Here is a 15,661-nt window from a genome sequence, read left to right on the forward strand (position 1 = left end):
GGGCAAATATCCGGTAAAGCCGTACAGCAGGTTGAGTCCTTGCGCGAGCACGATGAACGTCATGATCGTGAACACCAGGGACTGATTGGCGTAGAGATGCGGCGCGACAAGAAAGACCGCGGTCAGCACCACGAGCAGAATGACGCTCGTGCGCAGGCGGTTCGGCTTGGCCGAACCGTTTTGAGTCGAAGTTGAATTAAGCAAGACGCACCGCCTTTCCGAGCAGGCCCGAAGGACGAATGAGCACGATGATCATAAGCAGCGCGTAAGGCACTACGTTGGACCACGACGAATAGTAGGTTTGCATCAGCATTGTGCCCAGGCCGAACACCAGGCCGCCCACGATGGTGCCCAGCGGGTTCCCGAGCGAGCCGATGATCACAATGGCGAAGGCGGTGGTCGTCAGGCCGTCGCCCAGGTCGGGCGATACCGAGCCGAGCAGATACGGCACGAATGCGCCTGCGATGCCCGCCAGGGCGAGGCCTGCAACGAACGCGATCGTCGATACGCGGCGCACGTCGATGCCGGTCGCGACGGCTTCGTCGCGTTCGGCCATCACGGCACGCGTCGCATAACCCAGACGCGTACGCGAGAAGTACAACCACAGCAGGGCGAGTGCGAAGAGGCTCACGCCTGCGGCCCACCACCAGCTATCGGGAAACTCCTGCCCGAACAGGCCCAGGCTGCCGCTGCCGAGCGCGTCTTCAGGCAGCGATCGCTGGTCCGCGCCGAACATCAGCATCGTGACTGCCGTCAGCATCTGGCCGATGCCGAAAAAGAGAATGAACGACAGCATTTCGGGGTCGTCGCTGCGCTGCAGTCTTGGCACGACGGCACGGTACAGCGGCCAGCCGATGATAATGGCGCACAGAATCGAGAGCGGAAGCGACCACAGCGGATTCAGTCCCAGACGGTTGGTGACTGTCCATGCAAGATAGCCGCCCAATACGATGAACTGTCCGTGGGCCAGGTTGATGATGCGCATCACGCCGAACAACAGGTTCAAACCCAGTCCGACCAGCGTGAAGAAAATACCGTAGAGGATGCCGCCGATGACGGCATAAGCAAGAAGTTCCACGTTCGTCCTTACAGAAAGCGAGGATGCCGCGGCTGGCACGCCATGCGCGCCAGCCGGTTCCAGGTATAGAAAGACGCGCGTTCCGTTACTGCTTCGGCGCGGGGTATACCGGCTTGGCCGTGGCGTGGTCGTCCGGGTAGACGACGTTGACGTTCAGGTCGTCGCCCTTGGCGTTGGGCACCAGTTGGGCGACCGGGAACGGTTGGCCGAGCTGGGCGCCGTTCTCGTTGATCTTGAAGAGACCCAGCAGCGTCGTCGTCTTGTCGGACATATCCATCAGGGCCTGATGGAAGTCGAGCTGAGTGAACTTGGGCGCGTCTTCAAGCATCTTCTGCACCACGATGCCCGTGTTGTAGCCCGAGGCGTCCAGGAAGTTGGGATCCTTCTTTTCCGCCGCGTTGAATGCGCTGACGAAATCTGCCGTGTTCATGCCATAGGTGACCTTGTCGTACTTGACCAGCGGGGGGGTCGGATACGTATAGGTGTAGGCAAGCGACTTGACGCCGACGTTCTTCTTGAGCAGGGTCAGCAACTGGCCCGGGAAGATCGTGAAGGTCATGTCGAAGTGCAGACCGCTTTGCGACAGCGAACGCAGGAAAGCGATGTCGTTGGGCGGGTAGCCGAATTCGAGCAGCGCCTGCGGATTGGCCGCCTTGGCGGTGTGCAGCAGTACGTTGTAGTTCGATTCGGTAGTCGGAACGCTCTTGTAGAACACGGGAGCGACGCCGCCCTTGGTCAGCTGGGCCTTCATCGTTTCGGCCTGCGATGCGTCGAAGTCGTTGGCGTCATAGACGATCGCCACGCGCTTGATGCCCTGTTTGATCAGGAAGTTCGCAAGCGGGATCGGCCACACGGTCGACGACGGGATGCTCACGTCGGCCAAGTAGTTGGTTTTCTGCGTGAAAAAGTTCGCGCCCGAGCCCGTCGGGTCGATCAGCAGCATATGGTGTTCAGCGGCGAGCGGCACGGCAACCGAGGTCAGCACCGAACCGAAGTCGGCCACCAGCACGTCGACTTTGTCTTGCGTGATCAGCTGGTTGTAGAGTGTCGTCGCGGTCGCGGTCGAGCTTTGATCGTCGTACGAGATGATCTTGACGTGGATCTTCTTGTTATAGTCTTTGACTAAAAGCCCGCCGTTCTTGTTGACCTGATCGGCCCAGAATTTGACGCCCTCGAATTGGCCTTGCGATGCGACGGCGAACGGGCCCGAACTTGCGTACAGCGTGCCGATCTTTATTTCGCTGGGAGCCGCCGCGGCGTGCGCGGCGAAGCTGGCGGTGGCGCAGGCCAAGCCCGCTGCGACGGTCTTGAGCGTGGTCGTGAAAGTCTTGCGGGTGCGCTTTGCTTGCATTGTTATCTCCTGTAGGTCGTTATGACGTTGACCGGCTCGTGCCGCGCGCTGGCTAGCAGCGCGGGAGGCCTGGTTCTTCTAGCCATGAAAGCAACATGGGTAAGGCTCCATCCATGGCGGATTTCTGGAACCCCGCGTTTCCTTATCGCAAGATCGATGCCAGCTTTTGTAGATTTTTAACTTGCTGATTCAAAAAGCATTTGAATTCTTATAAGCGGGGTAGAAGTCCGGCATTCCGGAAAGGCCGGGCCTTTTTCGTCCGATTTTCCGGAATTTTCCGCTTGAATTTGCAATGCCGAATTCGCTGCCTCGCTCGGTATGCAAGCATCTCTTCCGGCTGGCATGTATCCGCGCGAAATTTACGCGATCAATATCTGTTTTGCAAAAAACAACCCTAGGTTTTAAGCCGTATTCAGCTTATGGAAAGCCTGAATTAAGAATTGTGTAAAACGGGCGCGCCCAGCGTGGATTTTTATGCGGGTTTCTACCCAAGCGTCACCGCATCAGTGATGCCGATGCTCGTGAGCAACCTCCGGCCGTTTGGCATAACGGCCGGCCAGCGCGGCGCAGACCATGAGCTGGATCTGGTGAAAGACCATCAGCGGCAGCACGATGGCGCCGACGGCCTGGCCGGCAAAGATCACCTGCGCCATCGGCACGCCTGTGGCCAGGCTTTTCTTGGAGCCGCAAAAAAGCAGGGTGATGCGATCGGGCGTCGAGAATCCCAGCGCTTTGCCGGCGGCGTTGGAAATCAGCAAGGCCAATATCAAAATGACGGTGCTGCACACTACCAGCCCCAGCAGGGACAGCACGGGCGTGTTGTGCCACAGTCCCTCGCTCACGGCTTCGGAGAACGCAGTGTAGACCACCAGGAGAATGGACCCCTGGTCGACCCACTTGAGCAAGGCCTTGCGTTTGTGCACCCAGGCGCCGATCCAGTTGCGCAGAATCTGCCCCAGGATGAAAGGCAGCAGCAACTGCAGCATGATGGTCTCGACGACGCCGAAGGAAATAGGCGCGTTCGATCCGCTCACGATCACGATCCCGACCAGCAGCGGCGTGAGGAAGATGCCCAGCAGGCTCGAGCCCGACGCGCTGCATACTGCGGCCGGCACGTTGCCGCGCGCCACCGACGTAAACGCGATCGACGACTGCACGGTGGACGGCAGGCAGCACAGGAACAGCACGCCCGCGTAAAGCTCGGGCGTCACCAGCGGCTCGAGCACGGGCTTGAGCAGCAGTCCCAGAATGGGAAACATGATGAAGGTGGCCGAGAAAATCGTCAGGTGCAGCCGCCAATGCGTGAAGCCCGCCACGATGGACTCGCGCGACAGGCGCGCGCCGTGCAGAAAGAAGAGCAGTGCGACCGCCAGGTTCGCGGCCGCCCCGGATATCTTGATGCCCACGCCGTGCGCTGGCAGCACGCTGGCGATCAGGACGGTAAGAAGCAGAAGGCAGATGAATCTGTCTGGCAGAAAACGGACAAAACGTTGCATGAGTTCTTTACACCATTTGTAGAGCGAAATTGAAAGCGTGCATCAGCGATTCGGCGTCTGCTTTACCTTGCCAGGCGATGTCGAAGGCGGTGCCGTGATCGACGCTGGTGCGGACGAAAGGCAGGCCCACGGTGACGTTCACGCCGTGATCCACGCCCAGATACTTGACGGGGATGAGCCCCTGGTCGTGGTATTGGGCCACGACGATGTCGAACTCGCCGCGCCGCGCCCGCATGAAGATCGTGTCGCCGGGCCATGGCCCGGAAGCGTCCAGGCCGTCGGCCCGAGCCTGGGCAATGGCCGGCGCGATCACGTCGATGTCCTCGCGGCCGAACTTGCCGTCTTCGCCCGCATGCGGGTTCAGGCCGGCCACGGCGATGCGCGGCTGCGTCATGCCCATCTGCCGGCAGGCCCGATCGGCCAGGCGTATCGCGCGCAGCTCGGCCTCGGGCGTGATCAGGGGCGGCACTTGCGACAGCGCGACGTGAATGGTCACCAGCAGCACGCGCAGTTCGTCGTTGGCCAGCATCATGGCGTAGTCGGCGGTGCCCGAGCGTTCGGCCAGAATTTCGGTGTGCCCCGGCTGGTCGATGCCCGCCAGGTGCATCGAGTGCTTGTTCAGCGGCGCCGTCACGATCGCGCGCAGCCGGCCCGCCATGGCGTCGTCGATGGCGGCGCAAAGATAGTCGTAAGCGCCTCGGCCCGCATGTGCATCGACTTTGCCTGGCGCGAGGGAGGCGGGCAGGGCGGGCGAACAGGTCACCACGTCGATGGTGCCGGGAGCGCATCGCGCTTGCTCGGGGCCGGCGATCTCGATGATCTCGATGTTCCGGCCCAGCAGGGCGGCGGCGCGGCGCATCGTGCCCGCATCGCCGTAAACCACGGCGGGTGCAGGCAGGCCCTGCGCGAAACACCGGACGATGATCTCGGGCCCGATACCGGCGGCATCGCCCATCGTGATGCCCAGAGGGGAGGCGGTTAGGGCGGTCATAACGGCTCGGGCCTCATTGCCCAGTGGAGTGATTCACTCCTGCCATCTGGCGCCTCGTATGGTTATACGAGGCCAGAACGGCCTTCTGCTCGCTCATCGCCTGCCAGACATCATAGGAGTGCGCCATGGGGCGCGTATGGACCACGGGCGTCGCGTCGATGATGCCCATGCGCCCACGCGGATGGCCGAGCAGGGCCGGCCAGAGATGATCCAGCCCGTAGCCCGACTCGGTGTCCCGCATCGACCCGACGCAGATTTTCAGCGCCCGGCGGCTGAAGAGCGGGCACATGATCTCGACGAAAGGCTCGTGGCGTACGTCGCTGTCAGGGCGCTGGACGGTGATTTCATGATTGGGGTAACAGCCCTCCCCGGCCAGCAGCGAGGGCTGCGCCAGATCCATCCCGAACTTGCGGAACAGATGGAACATGATGTTGATGCTCGCGCCGCTGGCCAGCAGGTCGTCGTCGGGCAGCCAGATTGACTCGTAGCCCCAGAGTGGGCTGCCCTCATGCAAAAGATCGTAAAGCAGCCGGAATTTCTTGGTTTTTGGGACGTGGGCGAGGTACTCGCACGGCATGTCCGCGTCCGGCGTCTCGGCGCCATACCAGCCCAGGCATAGATCCCAGTTGCGGGCGTCATCGGCGACGCTGTTGAGCCACTCCGGGTGCAGCGATGCCGAACCCGCAGGCACGATCACCAGGTTGGGCCGGCGCACTCCCGGCGCCGGCTGCTTGATGAAAGCAGCGCGGCGCGGCTGCTCGGCGGGCGTGGCATGGAGTGGATGCGCAGGATGCCCGGTTGCGCGTAGGAAGTAAAACGCCCGAACGCCGTCGATCGTGCCCTGACCCGCAAAGCTGATGATGCGGCCCGTCTCGTCCTTGCGGGCGAGCGTAAATACGACCGCAGGCGTGCCGCCGACCGAGGTCAGCAGGCAGAGCTTTCCGTTGACGATCTGCCAGAGGTCCACGGCGTCCGTCCCCGGATTTCCGAGCAGCCCCTGCGGCGCCAGCACCGCGAAAGGCGACAGCTGTCGCCCGTTCAGGTCGAAAAGCCGCCAGAAACTGCCCTCGAGCTGCTCCGCGTCCAGCGCCGGGGCCTCGGCGTAGCTGGCCAGGATGGCGTTGAGTTCGGCTTGATCGGCTTGATTGGCGCCGTGCTGCGTCGTTGTCATTCAGTCCTTCCTTGAACCCTCATCGTGGCGGAACGCACATTATGTGCATCCGCGAGCGAGAAGGGCCGCTTTATTCAAGTGAAACCTATCAATTGTGACAGAATATCACTTGATCCACAGGGCGATGCGAGGCCTTCCATACGCCCGGCCAATAGGCCGGATTAAGTGCCAAAACCTTCCGGTATTGGGCCTTATTGATTCAGAAGCGGAGAAATAGACTGGTTTACTCACCCAAAAACCGCCCTGCCTTCGTATGGAACAACTCATACTTGATTACACAAACAAGCTGCAGCAGGCGCTGAGCATGGCGGCAATGCGCCAAGTGCCGGTGCTGGCTGCCGCCTTGCGCGACGCCTGGCGCACGAAGCGTTCTGTATTTCTCTGCGGCAACGGCGGCAGCGCGGGCAACGCCGTGCATCTGGCCAACGACCTGCTCTATGGCGTGGGCCTGAACAACCGCAGCGGCGGGCTCAGGGTCGAGGCCTTGAGCGCCAACCCCGCCGTGCTGACCTGCCTGGCCAACGATCTGGGCTACGACCACATCTACAGCGAACAGTTGCGGGTCAAGGCGCAGGCCGACGACGTGCTGGTCGTGCTGTCCGGCAGCGGCAACTCGGCCAACGTCGTCAAGGCGCTGGAGGTGGGCAACCAGATCGGCATGAAGACATTCGCCATTCTCGGTTTCACCGGCGGCCTGTGCCGGTCGCTGGCCCAGCATCCGATTCACTTCGAGATGGACGACATGCAGATCGCCGAAGACCTGCAATTGATGATCGGCCACCTCTGCATGCAATGGCTGCATGCGAACCCGGTGCAGAGCGTCGTGGCCAGCGTGTCGAGCGAGGCCGCTAAATGAGCGAGGCAGCGAGCAAGCAACGCTTTCTGGTCATTGCCAGCAACTGCTTTTCCGGTTCGCAGTTCGTCAAATATCTGCTGCGCCACGGGCACCAGGTGCTCGGTGTCAGTCGTTCTGCCGAGCCGCACGAAGTCTACCTTCCCTATCGTGCGGAGCCTGCATGCGCCGATAGCTTTCGCTTCGTGCAGATCGACATCAATCACCAGCTCGACGAGCTGATCGCGCTGGTCAAGGAATTCCAGCCCGAATACGTGGTCAATTTTGCGGCCCAGGGCATGGTCGCGCAAAGCTGGGAAACCCCCGAGCATTGGTACCAGACCAACGTAGTGGGCCAGGTCAAGCTCCACGACCAGTTGCGCAAGCTACCGTTCATCCGGCGCTACGTGCATGTGACGACCCCCGAGGTCTACGGCAGCACGGACGGCTGGATCAAGGAGCGCTTCGAGTTCGCGCCCAGCACGCCCTACGCGGTGTCGCGCGCAGCATGCGACCTGCATCTGATGAGCTTTTTCAAGGCCTATCAGTTTCCCGTCGTGTTCACGCGCGCGGCCAATGTCTACGGCCCCGGCCAGCAGCTTTACCGGATCATCCCGCGCACGCTGCTGTTCGCCCGCCTCGGGCGCAAGCTGCAGCTGCACGGCGGCGGCCATTCGATCCGCTCGTTCATCCATATCGACGACGTTGCGGACGCAACCTGGCGCATCGCGACGTCTGGCACGGTCGGCAGCAGCTATCACATTTCGACGAACCATACCGTGTCGATCCGCGAATTGGTCGAGACGGTCTGCGAACTCGTCGACGTGCGCTTCGACGATCTCGCCGAAGTCGTCGGAGAGCGCCTAGGCAAGGATCAGGCCTATCTGCTCGACAGCGGCAAATTGCGCTCGGAACTCGGCTGGCAAGACCGCATTGCGCTCGCCGACGGTTTGCGCGACACCCTTTCCTGGGTCGACGCGAACCTCGACACGCTCAAGTCGCTGCCGGCCGATTACATCCATAAACCCTAAGGTATTTTCATGAAGATTCTCGTCACCGGCGGCTGCGGCTACATCGGCACCGTTCTGACCGGCAAACTGCTCGACGACGGCCACACGGTGACCGTCGTCGACACGCAATGGTTCGGCAATCACCTCAAACCGCATCCGCAACTCACCGTCCTCAAGCAGGACACGCGCGACGTCGATGCGATTCCGCTCGACGGTGTCGAAGCGGTGATCCACCTGGCGAACATCGCGAACGACCCGGGCGTCGAGCTCAACCCCACGTTGTCGTGGGAAGTCAACGTGCTGGCGACGCAGCAGCTCGCCGACCGTGCCGTGCGCGCCGGCGTGCGCCAGTTCCTGTTCGCCAGCTCGGGCAGCGTGTACGGCGTCAAGGACGAACCGCAGGTCACCGAAGACCTGACGCTCGTGCCGATCTCGGCGTACAACAAAACCAAGATGGTCGCCGAGCGCGTCGTGCTCAGCTATGCCGATCAGATGCAGGTGCATTGCATCCGCCCGGCGACGGTATGCGGCTATTCGCCGCGCATGCGCCTGGACGTCAGCGTCAACATGTTCGCCTGGCAGGCCGTCAAGAACGGCCGCATCACCGTGTTTGGCGGCACGCAGACGCGCCCCAATATTCACATCCAGGACATGGTCGACGTCTACCGCCATTTCCTCGGCAATCCCGCTATCGCATCGGGTTGCTACAACGCCGGCTTCGAAAATATTTCGATCCTCGACATCGCCAGGCGCGTCAGCGAAAAAGTCTCGGCTGAACTTGTCGTCTCGGAGTCGAACGACCCGCGCTCCTATCGCCAGAATTCCGACAAGCTGCTCGCGACCGGCTTCGTTCAAAAGCACTACGTCAGCGACGCGATCGACGAAGTCATCGAGCGTCATGCCTCAGGCGAGCTCGTCGAGACCGATCAGTGCTACACCGTGCGCTGGATGAAACACCTGAGCCTTGCCGCCTAGAGAACGACATGAACGATATCCGACCAAGCGACTCGATCCGGCTTGCCGCGCAATTTCGTGCGCGCGTGGTCGCCATGTCGCATGCGGCCAAGGCGGCTCACCTGGCATCCGCGCTGTCGTGCCTGGATATTCTGACGGTGCTGTACGAGTCCGTGCTCAATATCGATCCCGCGCGGCCCAGGTGGGAAGACCGCGACCGGTTCATCCTGAGCAAAGGGCATGCGGCCGCCGCGCTCTATGCCGTGCTGGCATACAAGGGCTTTTTCCCGGCCGGTGATCTCGATCGCTACGGCAAGGCCGGGTCGATGCTCGAAGAGCATCCGTCGCCTAAAGTGCCCGGCGTCGAAGCCGCGACGGGCAGCCTGGGCCATGGCCTGCCCGTCGGCTCGGGCATGGCGCTGGCCGCGCGCATCCAGCAGCGCGACTACCGCACCTTCGTTCTGATGAGCGACGGCGAATGCAACGAAGGTTCGGTCTGGGAGGCCTGCATGTTCGCGGCGGCGAACAAGCTCGGCAATCTCTGCGCTTTCGTCGACTTCAATAAATGGCAGGCCACGGGCCGCAGTCGCGAGGTGCTCGCCCTCGATCCGCTCGTCGACAAATTCCGCAGCTTCGGCTGGAACGTGCACGAGATCGACGGCCACGACCATGCGCAGATCTTCGATGCCGTCGCGCACGTCTCGCCCGCGCAGCAGCAGCCGACGATGGTCGTCGCACACACGGTCAAGGGGCGCGGCATATCGTTCATGGAAGACGACAACAACTGGCATTACCGCATACCGACCGAAGAAGAGGTCGAACGCGCGCGCATCGAGCTCGGAGTCCAGGCATGAGAAACGCATTCGCAGCCGCCGTGACCGAGCTCGGCGAAATCCACCCCGAACTCGTGATGCTTGCCGGCGACATCGGCAACCGGCTTTTCGACAGCTTCAAAGATCGTCACCCGTCGCGTTTCTACAACTGCGGCGTCGCCGAGGCGAACATGACCGGCGTGGCCGCGGGGCTGGCCGCATCGGGACTGCGGCCGATCACCTACACGATCACCCCGTTCAACACCGTCCGGTGCCTCGAGCAGATACGCCTGGACGTCTGCTATCCGAACCTGCCCGTCATCATCGTCGGCACGGGTTCGGGCCTGTCTTACGCGGGCCTGGGCGCGACGCATCACTCGATGGAAGACATCGCGATCCTGCGCACGCTGCCGAACATGCACGTGGTCTGCCCGGCCGATCAAACCGAGGTCAAGCTCGCAGTCGCCGACGCGCTGCGCATCGGCCGTCCCACCTATATCCGCCTGGGCAAGAAGGGCGAACCGCATGTTCACGAGACTGCGCCCGCGTTCACGATCGGCCGCGGCATTCCGATGCGCGCGGGCCGCGACGTCGCGATCCTGAGCGTCGGCAATATGCTCGCGGTCGCCATGCAGGCTGCCGATGTGCTCGAGGGGCAGGGGTGCTCGACCGAAGTCGTCAGCATGCATACGGTAAAACCGCTGGACGAAGCGCTGCTGGAGCAAGCGTTTGCCGATAAAAAGCTGGTCGTCGTGCTCGAAGAGCATGCGCTCGCCGGAGGCGCGGGCAGTGCGCTGCTCGAATGGGGCAATGCGCGCGGCGTCGATCTGCGTAAGCTCGTCTGCGTCGCGGGCCCGGACCGTTTTCTGAGCGCGTGCGGCGGCCAGACGCAGGCCCGCATCGAAATCGGCCTGACGGCGGCCGATGTGGTCGCGCGCGTCACCAGCCGATTGAACTGATCATGTTGCTCGGCCTGGATTTCGACAATACGTTGATCCGCTACGACTCGCTGTTTCACCAGGTCGCGCTCGAGCGCGCCTGGATTCCGGCGGATACACCGCAAGACAAGGTCGCCGTGCGCGACTACTTGCGATCGGTCGGCCGCGAAGACGACTGGACGCTGCTGCAAGGCGTCGTCTACGGTACGCGCATTCTCGACGCCGAGCCCTTCGAAGGCGTGCTGGATACGCTCGGGAGGCTGCGCGATAGCAATGTCCCCATGCGCATCGTCAGCCACAAGACGCGCACGCCGTATCTGGGTGAACCCTGCGATCTGCACGCTGCCGCGCGCGCCTGGCTGTCCAAGCAGGGGTTTCATCGCAGCGGCGGCCTGGGCTGGTCCGAAGATCAGATCCACTTCGAGCTGACCAAGCACGACAAGATCGCGCGTATCGTCGCGCTCGGGTGCACGCACTATGTCGACGATCTGCCCGAAATTCTCGACATGCTGCCTGCGCACGTGACAAAGATTCTTTTTGCGCCAAATGGCGCGTCCGGCGTTGCGCAAGACTGGCATATCATGCGCGAATGGGACGCGCTGCCGGCGATCGTAGGCTTGTCATGATCGACGCCTGCGTCGACGCGCGCGCCGCGTTTCTCGAAAAACTGGGCATCCACGGTCCGATGCGCATCGAGGCAATCGGTCATGGCCGCAACAGCCGCGTCGAACGTATCGCCAACGACGAAGGCGAGTGGATACTCAAGCACTATCATGCGGCCGGCCCTCAGTCGCACGACAGACTCGGAGCCGAGTACGGCTTTCTCGAATACCTGAATGCCCAGGGCATCGCGCGCGTGGCGCGACCCGTCGGGCTCGATCGTTCAGCGCATCTCGCGCTCTATACCAAACTCGATGGCCGGCGCATGACTCGTGCGACCGACGATCACATCCGGCAGGCGGCCGCTTTTATCGGCGCGATCAATGCGAATGCCTCGTCCGAGCAAGCCCGCGCGCTGCCGAGCGCCGCCGACGCCTGCGCCACCTGGGACGATCACCTGCGGCTGGCACGTGCGCGCATGGCCCAGTTCAAGAGCCTGTCGCCCAAGTCCGACATCGAGCGTAGCGCTCATCGGTGGATCGCGGAGCGGCTCGCGCCGACATGGCGCGCCATCGATACCTCGTTGCACGCGCATGCATCGGCCTCTGCCGATGCGACGCCGATCCTCTCGCCGTCCGACTTCGGGTTTCACAACACGCTCGACGACGGCGGCGCCCTGTCGTTCGTCGATTTCGAATATGCGGGCTGGGACGATCCCGCGAAGCTCGCGTGCGATTTCCTGTGCCAGCCGGAAATTCCGGTCGACCCCGCGCAAGGCGCACTGTTCGTCGACCTGGTCGCACAGCATCTCGGGCTGGACAAGGCATGGACGGAACGCGTCGCTTTGCTGCTGCCGATCCATCGCCTCAAATGGTGCTGCATTCTGCTCAACGAATTCCGCGCCGAACATCGCGCCCGCCGCGAACATGCGGGCGTCGCCACGCAAGACATACTCGAGGCGCAGTACGCCAAGGCACGCCGCTACTATGCGGACCATCTAGAAAATATCCACGAACAGCTGTCGACTCAACATGGCCTACATTGACTTTCTCAGCTCGGTGCACAAGAGCACCCAACGCGACTATCTGGCCCGCGTGAACGATCCCGAATTTCCCAAGCCCAAGGCCGCGGAGCTGGCCAAGCGCTGGGACTTCGACTACTGGGACGGCGACCGCCGCATCTGCTACGGCGGCTATCGCTACATGCCCGGGCGCTGGGCGCCGGTGGCGCAGGCCATGATCGACCATTACGGCCTGAAGGCCGGCGACAAGGTGCTCGACATCGGCTGCGGCAAAGGCTTCCTGCTTTATGAAATGTCGCTGCTGGAGCCCGGCCTGGAGATCCACGGCATCGACATTTCTCCCTATGCCATCGAACACGCGAAGGAAGAAATCAAGGACCGACTGCAGGTAGCCAATGCGACCCAGCTGCCGTTTCCCGATCACCATTTTGATCTCGTGTTTTCCATCACGACGCTGCACAACCTGCACAACTACGACCTGGACAAGGCGCTTCGCGAAATGGAGCGCGTCGGCAAGAAAAACAAATACGTCTGCGTCGAGTCCTACCGCAACGAAACAGAAAAGGCGAACCTGCTGTATTGGCAGGTGACGTGCGAAGCTTTTTGCACGCCCGAAGAATGGGACTGGTGGTTCCGCCAGACCGGTTACACCGGCGATCATTCCTTCATCTACTTCGAGTAAGCACGATGACGACGATTCCGAAAACCATGAAGGCGGCCGTGCTGACCGAGTTGCGTGCGCCGCTTCAAGTCGTCGAGCTTGCGATGCCGGAAGCGCTTGCGGCGGGGCAGGTGCTGGTCAAGATTCACTTCAGCGGTATTTGCGGCTCGCAGCTCGGCGAGATCGACGGCGCCAAGGGCGAAGACAAGTTCCTGCCCCATTTGCTGGGGCATGAAGCTTCCGGCACCGTGCTTGATGTCGGCGTGGGCGTGCGTCACGTCAAGATCGGCGACAAGGTCGTGCTGCACTGGCGCAAGGGCCTGGGCATCGAATCCGAAACGCCGCACTACAACTGGGACGGCCGCAAGGTCAATGCGGGCTGGATCACCACCTTCAACGAGTATGCGATCGTTTCCGAGAACCGCGTGACCGCGATTCCCGCCGACAGCGATCTCGAAGTCGCGGCGCTGTTCGGCTGCGCAGTCACTACCGGGTTCGGCATTGTCGAGAACAACGCCGACGTGCGCATCGGCCAATCCGTCGTCGTCTACGGTTCGGGTGGCGTCGGCTTGAACATTGTCCAGGCGGCCGCCCTGGTGTCGGCCTATCCGGTCATCGCGGTGGATTTGCACGATGGCAAGCTCGAGCTGGCCAAGCGCATGGGCGCGACGCACGTGATCAACGCAAGCGGCCGCGGCCTGGATGATGTGCGGGCCGAGATTCAACGCGTGCTCGACGAAACAGGGTCGGGCGCGGGTGCCGATGTCTTCATCGACAACACGGGCGTGCCGGCCGTGATCGAGATGGGCTATGCGATGACCAAACCGCAAGGCAAGGTCACGCTCGTCGGCGTGCCGCGCAAGGGCAACAACGTGAGCCTGTTTTCTCTGCCTCTGCATTTTGGCAAGACGCTGAGCGGGTCTCACGGCGGCGAAGCCGTACCCAATGTCGACATTCCGCGCTATCACAATATGTACCGCGCGGGCCGCATCATCTTGCGCGAGCTGATCACCGATTACTTCGGCCTGGATCAGATCAACGAAGCCATCGCGGCGATGCGCAGCGGCAAGGTCCGCGGACGTTGCCTGGTGCGGATGGCCAGCTAGAAGCCGCTGGAATTTGTTCTTCCAACTTATTGAGCACCGACGATGAGCACTCCACCGAAAACCAAGGAACCGCAATACGGCCTGCTTTACGACACCATCGAAAAGCATGGGATCACCAAATTCGGGGTGATGATCAACGAGTCCTGGAACGAAGATCCGCGGCGCACGGTGTTCACGCTCGCGCGCTACAAGTTCGTCGCCAAGATGCTCACCGGCCGAAGCAAGGTCCTCGAGATCGGCTGCGCCGATGCTTTTGGCACTCGTCTTGTCCAGCAGACTGTCGAGCATGTGACCGCGGTCGACATGGACCCAGTGTTCATCGAGGACGTCCATGCCCGCATGAATCCGTCGTGGCCGATGGAGGCCTTCGTGCACGACATGCTCGAAGGCCCGGTTCCGGGCCGCTACGATGCGATATACAGCCTGGACGTGCTGGAGCATATCCAGCCCGAGAACGAAGACGTTTTTCTCAAAAATGCCTTGGCTTCGCTGGACGAACACGGCGCGATGATCGTCGGTATGCCGTCCCTCGAGTCGCAAACCTACGCGGGACCGCAAAGCAGGCTGGGGCACGTCAATTGCAAGTCCGGCAAGGATCTCAAGGCTTTGCTGGAACGGTATTTCCATAATGTCTTCGTGTTCTCGATGAACGACGAAATCGTCCATACCGGTTTTTATCCGATGGCGCATTACCTGATGGCTCTTTGCTGCGGAAAGAAGGTTGGAGCTTGAGGTGAACACGCCTTTCTCCGTTCCCACGCTCGGCTCCGTGCTCGTCACCGGAGCCGAGGGGCATATTGCACGCGGATTGCTCGGCGCGCTCGCCGGGCATGGCAATAGGCTCTGGAGCACGACGCGCCGCCCTGAGCATGTCGGACCCCGTTGTCTATATCTAGATCTTGACGACGATTTGGTCGATTGGTCGCTACCGTCCGATAACGTCGATATCGTGTTTCTTTGCGCGGCGGTAAGTCCGATGGACCGCTGCGGCCAGGAGCCTGAATCCACGCACCGCGTCAACGTGACCCATACTGTGGAACTCGCCAAGCGGTTTATTGCACGCGGCGCGTTTGTCGTGTTCCTCTCGACGGCCTTGGTGCTGGGCGGCGATACGCCATATGCGCGGGTCGACGATCCGTACAAGCCGAGCGTTGCGTATGTCATGCAGAAGGCGCAAGCCGAACGGGATTTGCTCGCGCTTGGCGATCGTGTCGCCATTATTCGTATGGGCAAGGTCATTGTGCCCGACATGCCGCTCTTCAATCGGTGGATCGAGGCTTTGCGCGCGGGCGAGACAATACATCCTTTCAATAATCTCGTGATGGCGCCGATTTCGCTGGATTTTACGGTCGACGTTCTCTGTCGTGTTGCGGCGGCGCGTCTTGGTGGCATTGTTCACGCGACGGCGTCACGCGACATCAGCTATGCGACCGCCGCCGATATCATCGCGCGACGCATCGGTGTGCATGACCCGTCAGTAGCACCGATAGCGGGCAAGTTTTCACCGCATGTGGCAGTGCCGCGCTACGCGGCGCTCGATACGACCAGCCTTGAGGCATTGGGGCTGAGCGCGCCCATGCCCGAAGCCGCATTCGATTACCTGGGGCGAGAGCTTCCTCAGGTAAATCCTATGTCTTGAG

General features: G+C 61.9%; 16 protein-coding genes and 1 pseudogene. 11 read left to right on the forward strand and 6 right to left on the reverse strand.

The genetic code is table 11. The annotated features are described in order from the left end of the window. The 6 genes and pseudogenes from ACTHJ1_RS08330 to ACTHJ1_RS08355 all read right to left on the reverse strand — a co-directional run. Window positions 1-204: pseudogene (locus ACTHJ1_RS08330) on the reverse strand (branched-chain amino acid ABC transporter permease); the annotation flags it as partial. Further along, on the reverse strand, window positions 197-1,078 hold the full coding sequence (locus ACTHJ1_RS08335; RefSeq protein WP_440190498.1) for a branched-chain amino acid ABC transporter permease: 882 nt from the start codon (window positions 1,076-1,078) through the stop codon (window positions 197-199). The pseudogene ACTHJ1_RS08330 and the gene ACTHJ1_RS08335, both read right to left, overlap by 8 nt. An 85-nt stretch (window positions 1,079-1,163) precedes the next feature. Beyond that, window positions 1,164-2,429, reverse strand: coding sequence for an amino acid ABC transporter substrate-binding protein (locus ACTHJ1_RS08340; RefSeq protein WP_440190501.1), 1,266 nt, complete (start codon window positions 2,427-2,429; stop codon window positions 1,164-1,166). Between the two features lie 503 nt (window positions 2,430-2,932). Further along, a complete protein-coding gene (locus ACTHJ1_RS08345) occupies window positions 2,933-3,925 on the reverse strand; it encodes a bile acid:sodium symporter family protein (protein WP_440190504.1) in 993 nt (330 codons plus the stop codon). Window positions 3,926-3,932: 7 nt separating this feature from the next. Next, the gene (gene pdxA / locus ACTHJ1_RS08350; protein ID WP_440190506.1) at window positions 3,933-4,916 is read right to left on the reverse strand and encodes a 4-hydroxythreonine-4-phosphate dehydrogenase PdxA; all 984 of its coding nucleotides are present in this window, start codon (window positions 4,914-4,916) and stop codon (window positions 3,933-3,935) included. A gap of 13 nt (window positions 4,917-4,929) precedes the next feature. Continuing rightward, window positions 4,930-6,087: a DUF707 domain-containing protein gene (locus tag ACTHJ1_RS08355; RefSeq protein WP_440190508.1), complete on the reverse strand. Its 1,158-nt coding sequence runs from the start codon at window positions 6,085-6,087 to the stop codon at window positions 4,930-4,932. A gap of 253 nt (window positions 6,088-6,340) precedes the next feature. On the opposite strand from ACTHJ1_RS08355, the gene ACTHJ1_RS08360 reads away from it, so the two are divergent. The 11 genes from ACTHJ1_RS08360 to ACTHJ1_RS08410 are packed head-to-tail and all read left to right on the forward strand — an operon-like array spanning window position 6,341 to window position 15,660. Continuing rightward, a complete protein-coding gene (locus ACTHJ1_RS08360) occupies window positions 6,341-6,943 on the forward strand; it encodes an SIS domain-containing protein (RefSeq protein WP_440190511.1) in 603 nt (200 codons plus the stop codon). Then, window positions 6,940-7,950, forward strand: a complete 1,011-nt coding sequence (locus ACTHJ1_RS08365) for a GDP-mannose 4,6-dehydratase (protein WP_440190514.1) — start codon at window positions 6,940-6,942, stop codon at window positions 7,948-7,950. The genes ACTHJ1_RS08360 and ACTHJ1_RS08365 overlap by 4 nt, the downstream gene beginning before the upstream one ends. Before the next feature lie 9 nt (window positions 7,951-7,959). Then, window positions 7,960-8,904 (forward strand): NAD-dependent epimerase/dehydratase family protein, encoded by a 945-nt coding sequence (locus ACTHJ1_RS08370; RefSeq protein WP_440190517.1) that lies wholly within the window; start codon window positions 7,960-7,962, stop codon window positions 8,902-8,904. Window positions 8,905-8,912: 8 nt separating this feature from the next. Further along, a complete protein-coding gene (locus ACTHJ1_RS08375; RefSeq protein WP_440190520.1) occupies window positions 8,913-9,737 on the forward strand; it encodes a transketolase in 825 nt (274 codons plus the stop codon). Beyond that, the gene (locus ACTHJ1_RS08380) at window positions 9,734-10,654 is read left to right on the forward strand and encodes a transketolase family protein (protein ID WP_440190523.1); all 921 of its coding nucleotides are present in this window, start codon (window positions 9,734-9,736) and stop codon (window positions 10,652-10,654) included. Before ACTHJ1_RS08375 ends, ACTHJ1_RS08380 begins: the two co-directional genes overlap by 4 nt. Window positions 10,655-10,656: 2 nt before the next feature. Next, window positions 10,657-11,259 (forward strand): haloacid dehalogenase-like hydrolase, encoded by a 603-nt coding sequence (locus tag ACTHJ1_RS08385; protein ID WP_440190526.1) that lies wholly within the window; start codon window positions 10,657-10,659, stop codon window positions 11,257-11,259. Beyond that, entirely contained in the window at window positions 11,256-12,278 is a 1,023-nt protein-coding gene (locus tag ACTHJ1_RS08390; protein ID WP_440190529.1) for a phosphotransferase, read from the forward strand. The genes ACTHJ1_RS08385 and ACTHJ1_RS08390 overlap by 4 nt, the downstream gene beginning before the upstream one ends. Continuing rightward, a complete protein-coding gene (locus tag ACTHJ1_RS08395) occupies window positions 12,265-12,936 on the forward strand; it encodes a class I SAM-dependent methyltransferase (RefSeq protein WP_440190532.1) in 672 nt (223 codons plus the stop codon). Before ACTHJ1_RS08390 ends, ACTHJ1_RS08395 begins: the two co-directional genes overlap by 14 nt. A gap of 5 nt (window positions 12,937-12,941) precedes the next feature. Then, complete coding sequence (locus ACTHJ1_RS08400; RefSeq protein ID WP_440190535.1) at window positions 12,942-14,021, forward strand: zinc-binding dehydrogenase; 1,080 nt, start codon at window positions 12,942-12,944, stop codon at window positions 14,019-14,021. Window positions 14,022-14,063: 42 nt separating this feature from the next. Continuing rightward, window positions 14,064-14,753 carry a class I SAM-dependent methyltransferase gene (locus ACTHJ1_RS08405; RefSeq protein ID WP_440190538.1) on the forward strand — a complete coding sequence of 230 codons (690 nt, stop codon included), beginning with the start codon at window positions 14,064-14,066 and terminating at the stop codon, window positions 14,751-14,753. Between the two features lies 1 nt (window position 14,754). Beyond that, complete coding sequence (locus ACTHJ1_RS08410) at window positions 14,755-15,660, forward strand: sugar nucleotide-binding protein (protein ID WP_440190541.1); 906 nt, start codon at window positions 14,755-14,757, stop codon at window positions 15,658-15,660. The last annotated feature ends 1 nt before the right edge of the window (window position 15,661 follow it).

It is taken from the genome of Bordetella sp. (assembly GCF_051960075.1).
Lineage (GTDB): Bacteria > Pseudomonadota > Gammaproteobacteria > Burkholderiales > Burkholderiaceae_B > Bordetella.

What these genes read in the sequence shown, in the direction of transcription:
- ACTHJ1_RS08345 (WP_440190504.1), bottom strand. Translation starts at nt 3,925, where the DNA reads ATGCAACGTTTTGTCCGTTTTCTGCCAGACAGATTCATCTGCCTTCTG.
- pdxA (WP_440190506.1), bottom strand. Translation starts at nt 4,916, where the DNA reads ATGACCGCCCTAACCGCCTCCCCTCTGGGCATCACGATGGGCGATGCC.
- ACTHJ1_RS08360 (WP_440190511.1), top strand. Translation starts at nt 6,341, where the DNA reads ATGGAACAACTCATACTTGATTACACAAACAAGCTGCAGCAGGCGCTG.
- ACTHJ1_RS08395 (WP_440190532.1), top strand. Translation starts at nt 12,265, where the DNA reads ATGGCCTACATTGACTTTCTCAGCTCGGTGCACAAGAGCACCCAACGC.
- ACTHJ1_RS08380 (WP_440190523.1), top strand. Translation starts at nt 9,734, where the DNA reads ATGAGAAACGCATTCGCAGCCGCCGTGACCGAGCTCGGCGAAATCCAC.
- ACTHJ1_RS08355 (WP_440190508.1), bottom strand. Translation starts at nt 6,087, where the DNA reads ATGACAACGACGCAGCACGGCGCCAATCAAGCCGATCAAGCCGAACTC.
- ACTHJ1_RS08400 (WP_440190535.1), top strand. Translation starts at nt 12,942, where the DNA reads ATGACGACGATTCCGAAAACCATGAAGGCGGCCGTGCTGACCGAGTTG.
- ACTHJ1_RS08370 (WP_440190517.1), top strand. Translation starts at nt 7,960, where the DNA reads ATGAAGATTCTCGTCACCGGCGGCTGCGGCTACATCGGCACCGTTCTG.
- ACTHJ1_RS08390 (WP_440190529.1), top strand. Translation starts at nt 11,256, where the DNA reads ATGATCGACGCCTGCGTCGACGCGCGCGCCGCGTTTCTCGAAAAACTG.
- ACTHJ1_RS08385 (WP_440190526.1), top strand. Translation starts at nt 10,657, where the DNA reads ATGTTGCTCGGCCTGGATTTCGACAATACGTTGATCCGCTACGACTCG.
- ACTHJ1_RS08340 (WP_440190501.1), bottom strand. Translation starts at nt 2,429, where the DNA reads ATGCAAGCAAAGCGCACCCGCAAGACTTTCACGACCACGCTCAAGACC.
- ACTHJ1_RS08375 (WP_440190520.1), top strand. Translation starts at nt 8,913, where the DNA reads ATGAACGATATCCGACCAAGCGACTCGATCCGGCTTGCCGCGCAATTT.
- ACTHJ1_RS08405 (WP_440190538.1), top strand. Translation starts at nt 14,064, where the DNA reads ATGAGCACTCCACCGAAAACCAAGGAACCGCAATACGGCCTGCTTTAC.
- ACTHJ1_RS08365 (WP_440190514.1), top strand. Translation starts at nt 6,940, where the DNA reads ATGAGCGAGGCAGCGAGCAAGCAACGCTTTCTGGTCATTGCCAGCAAC.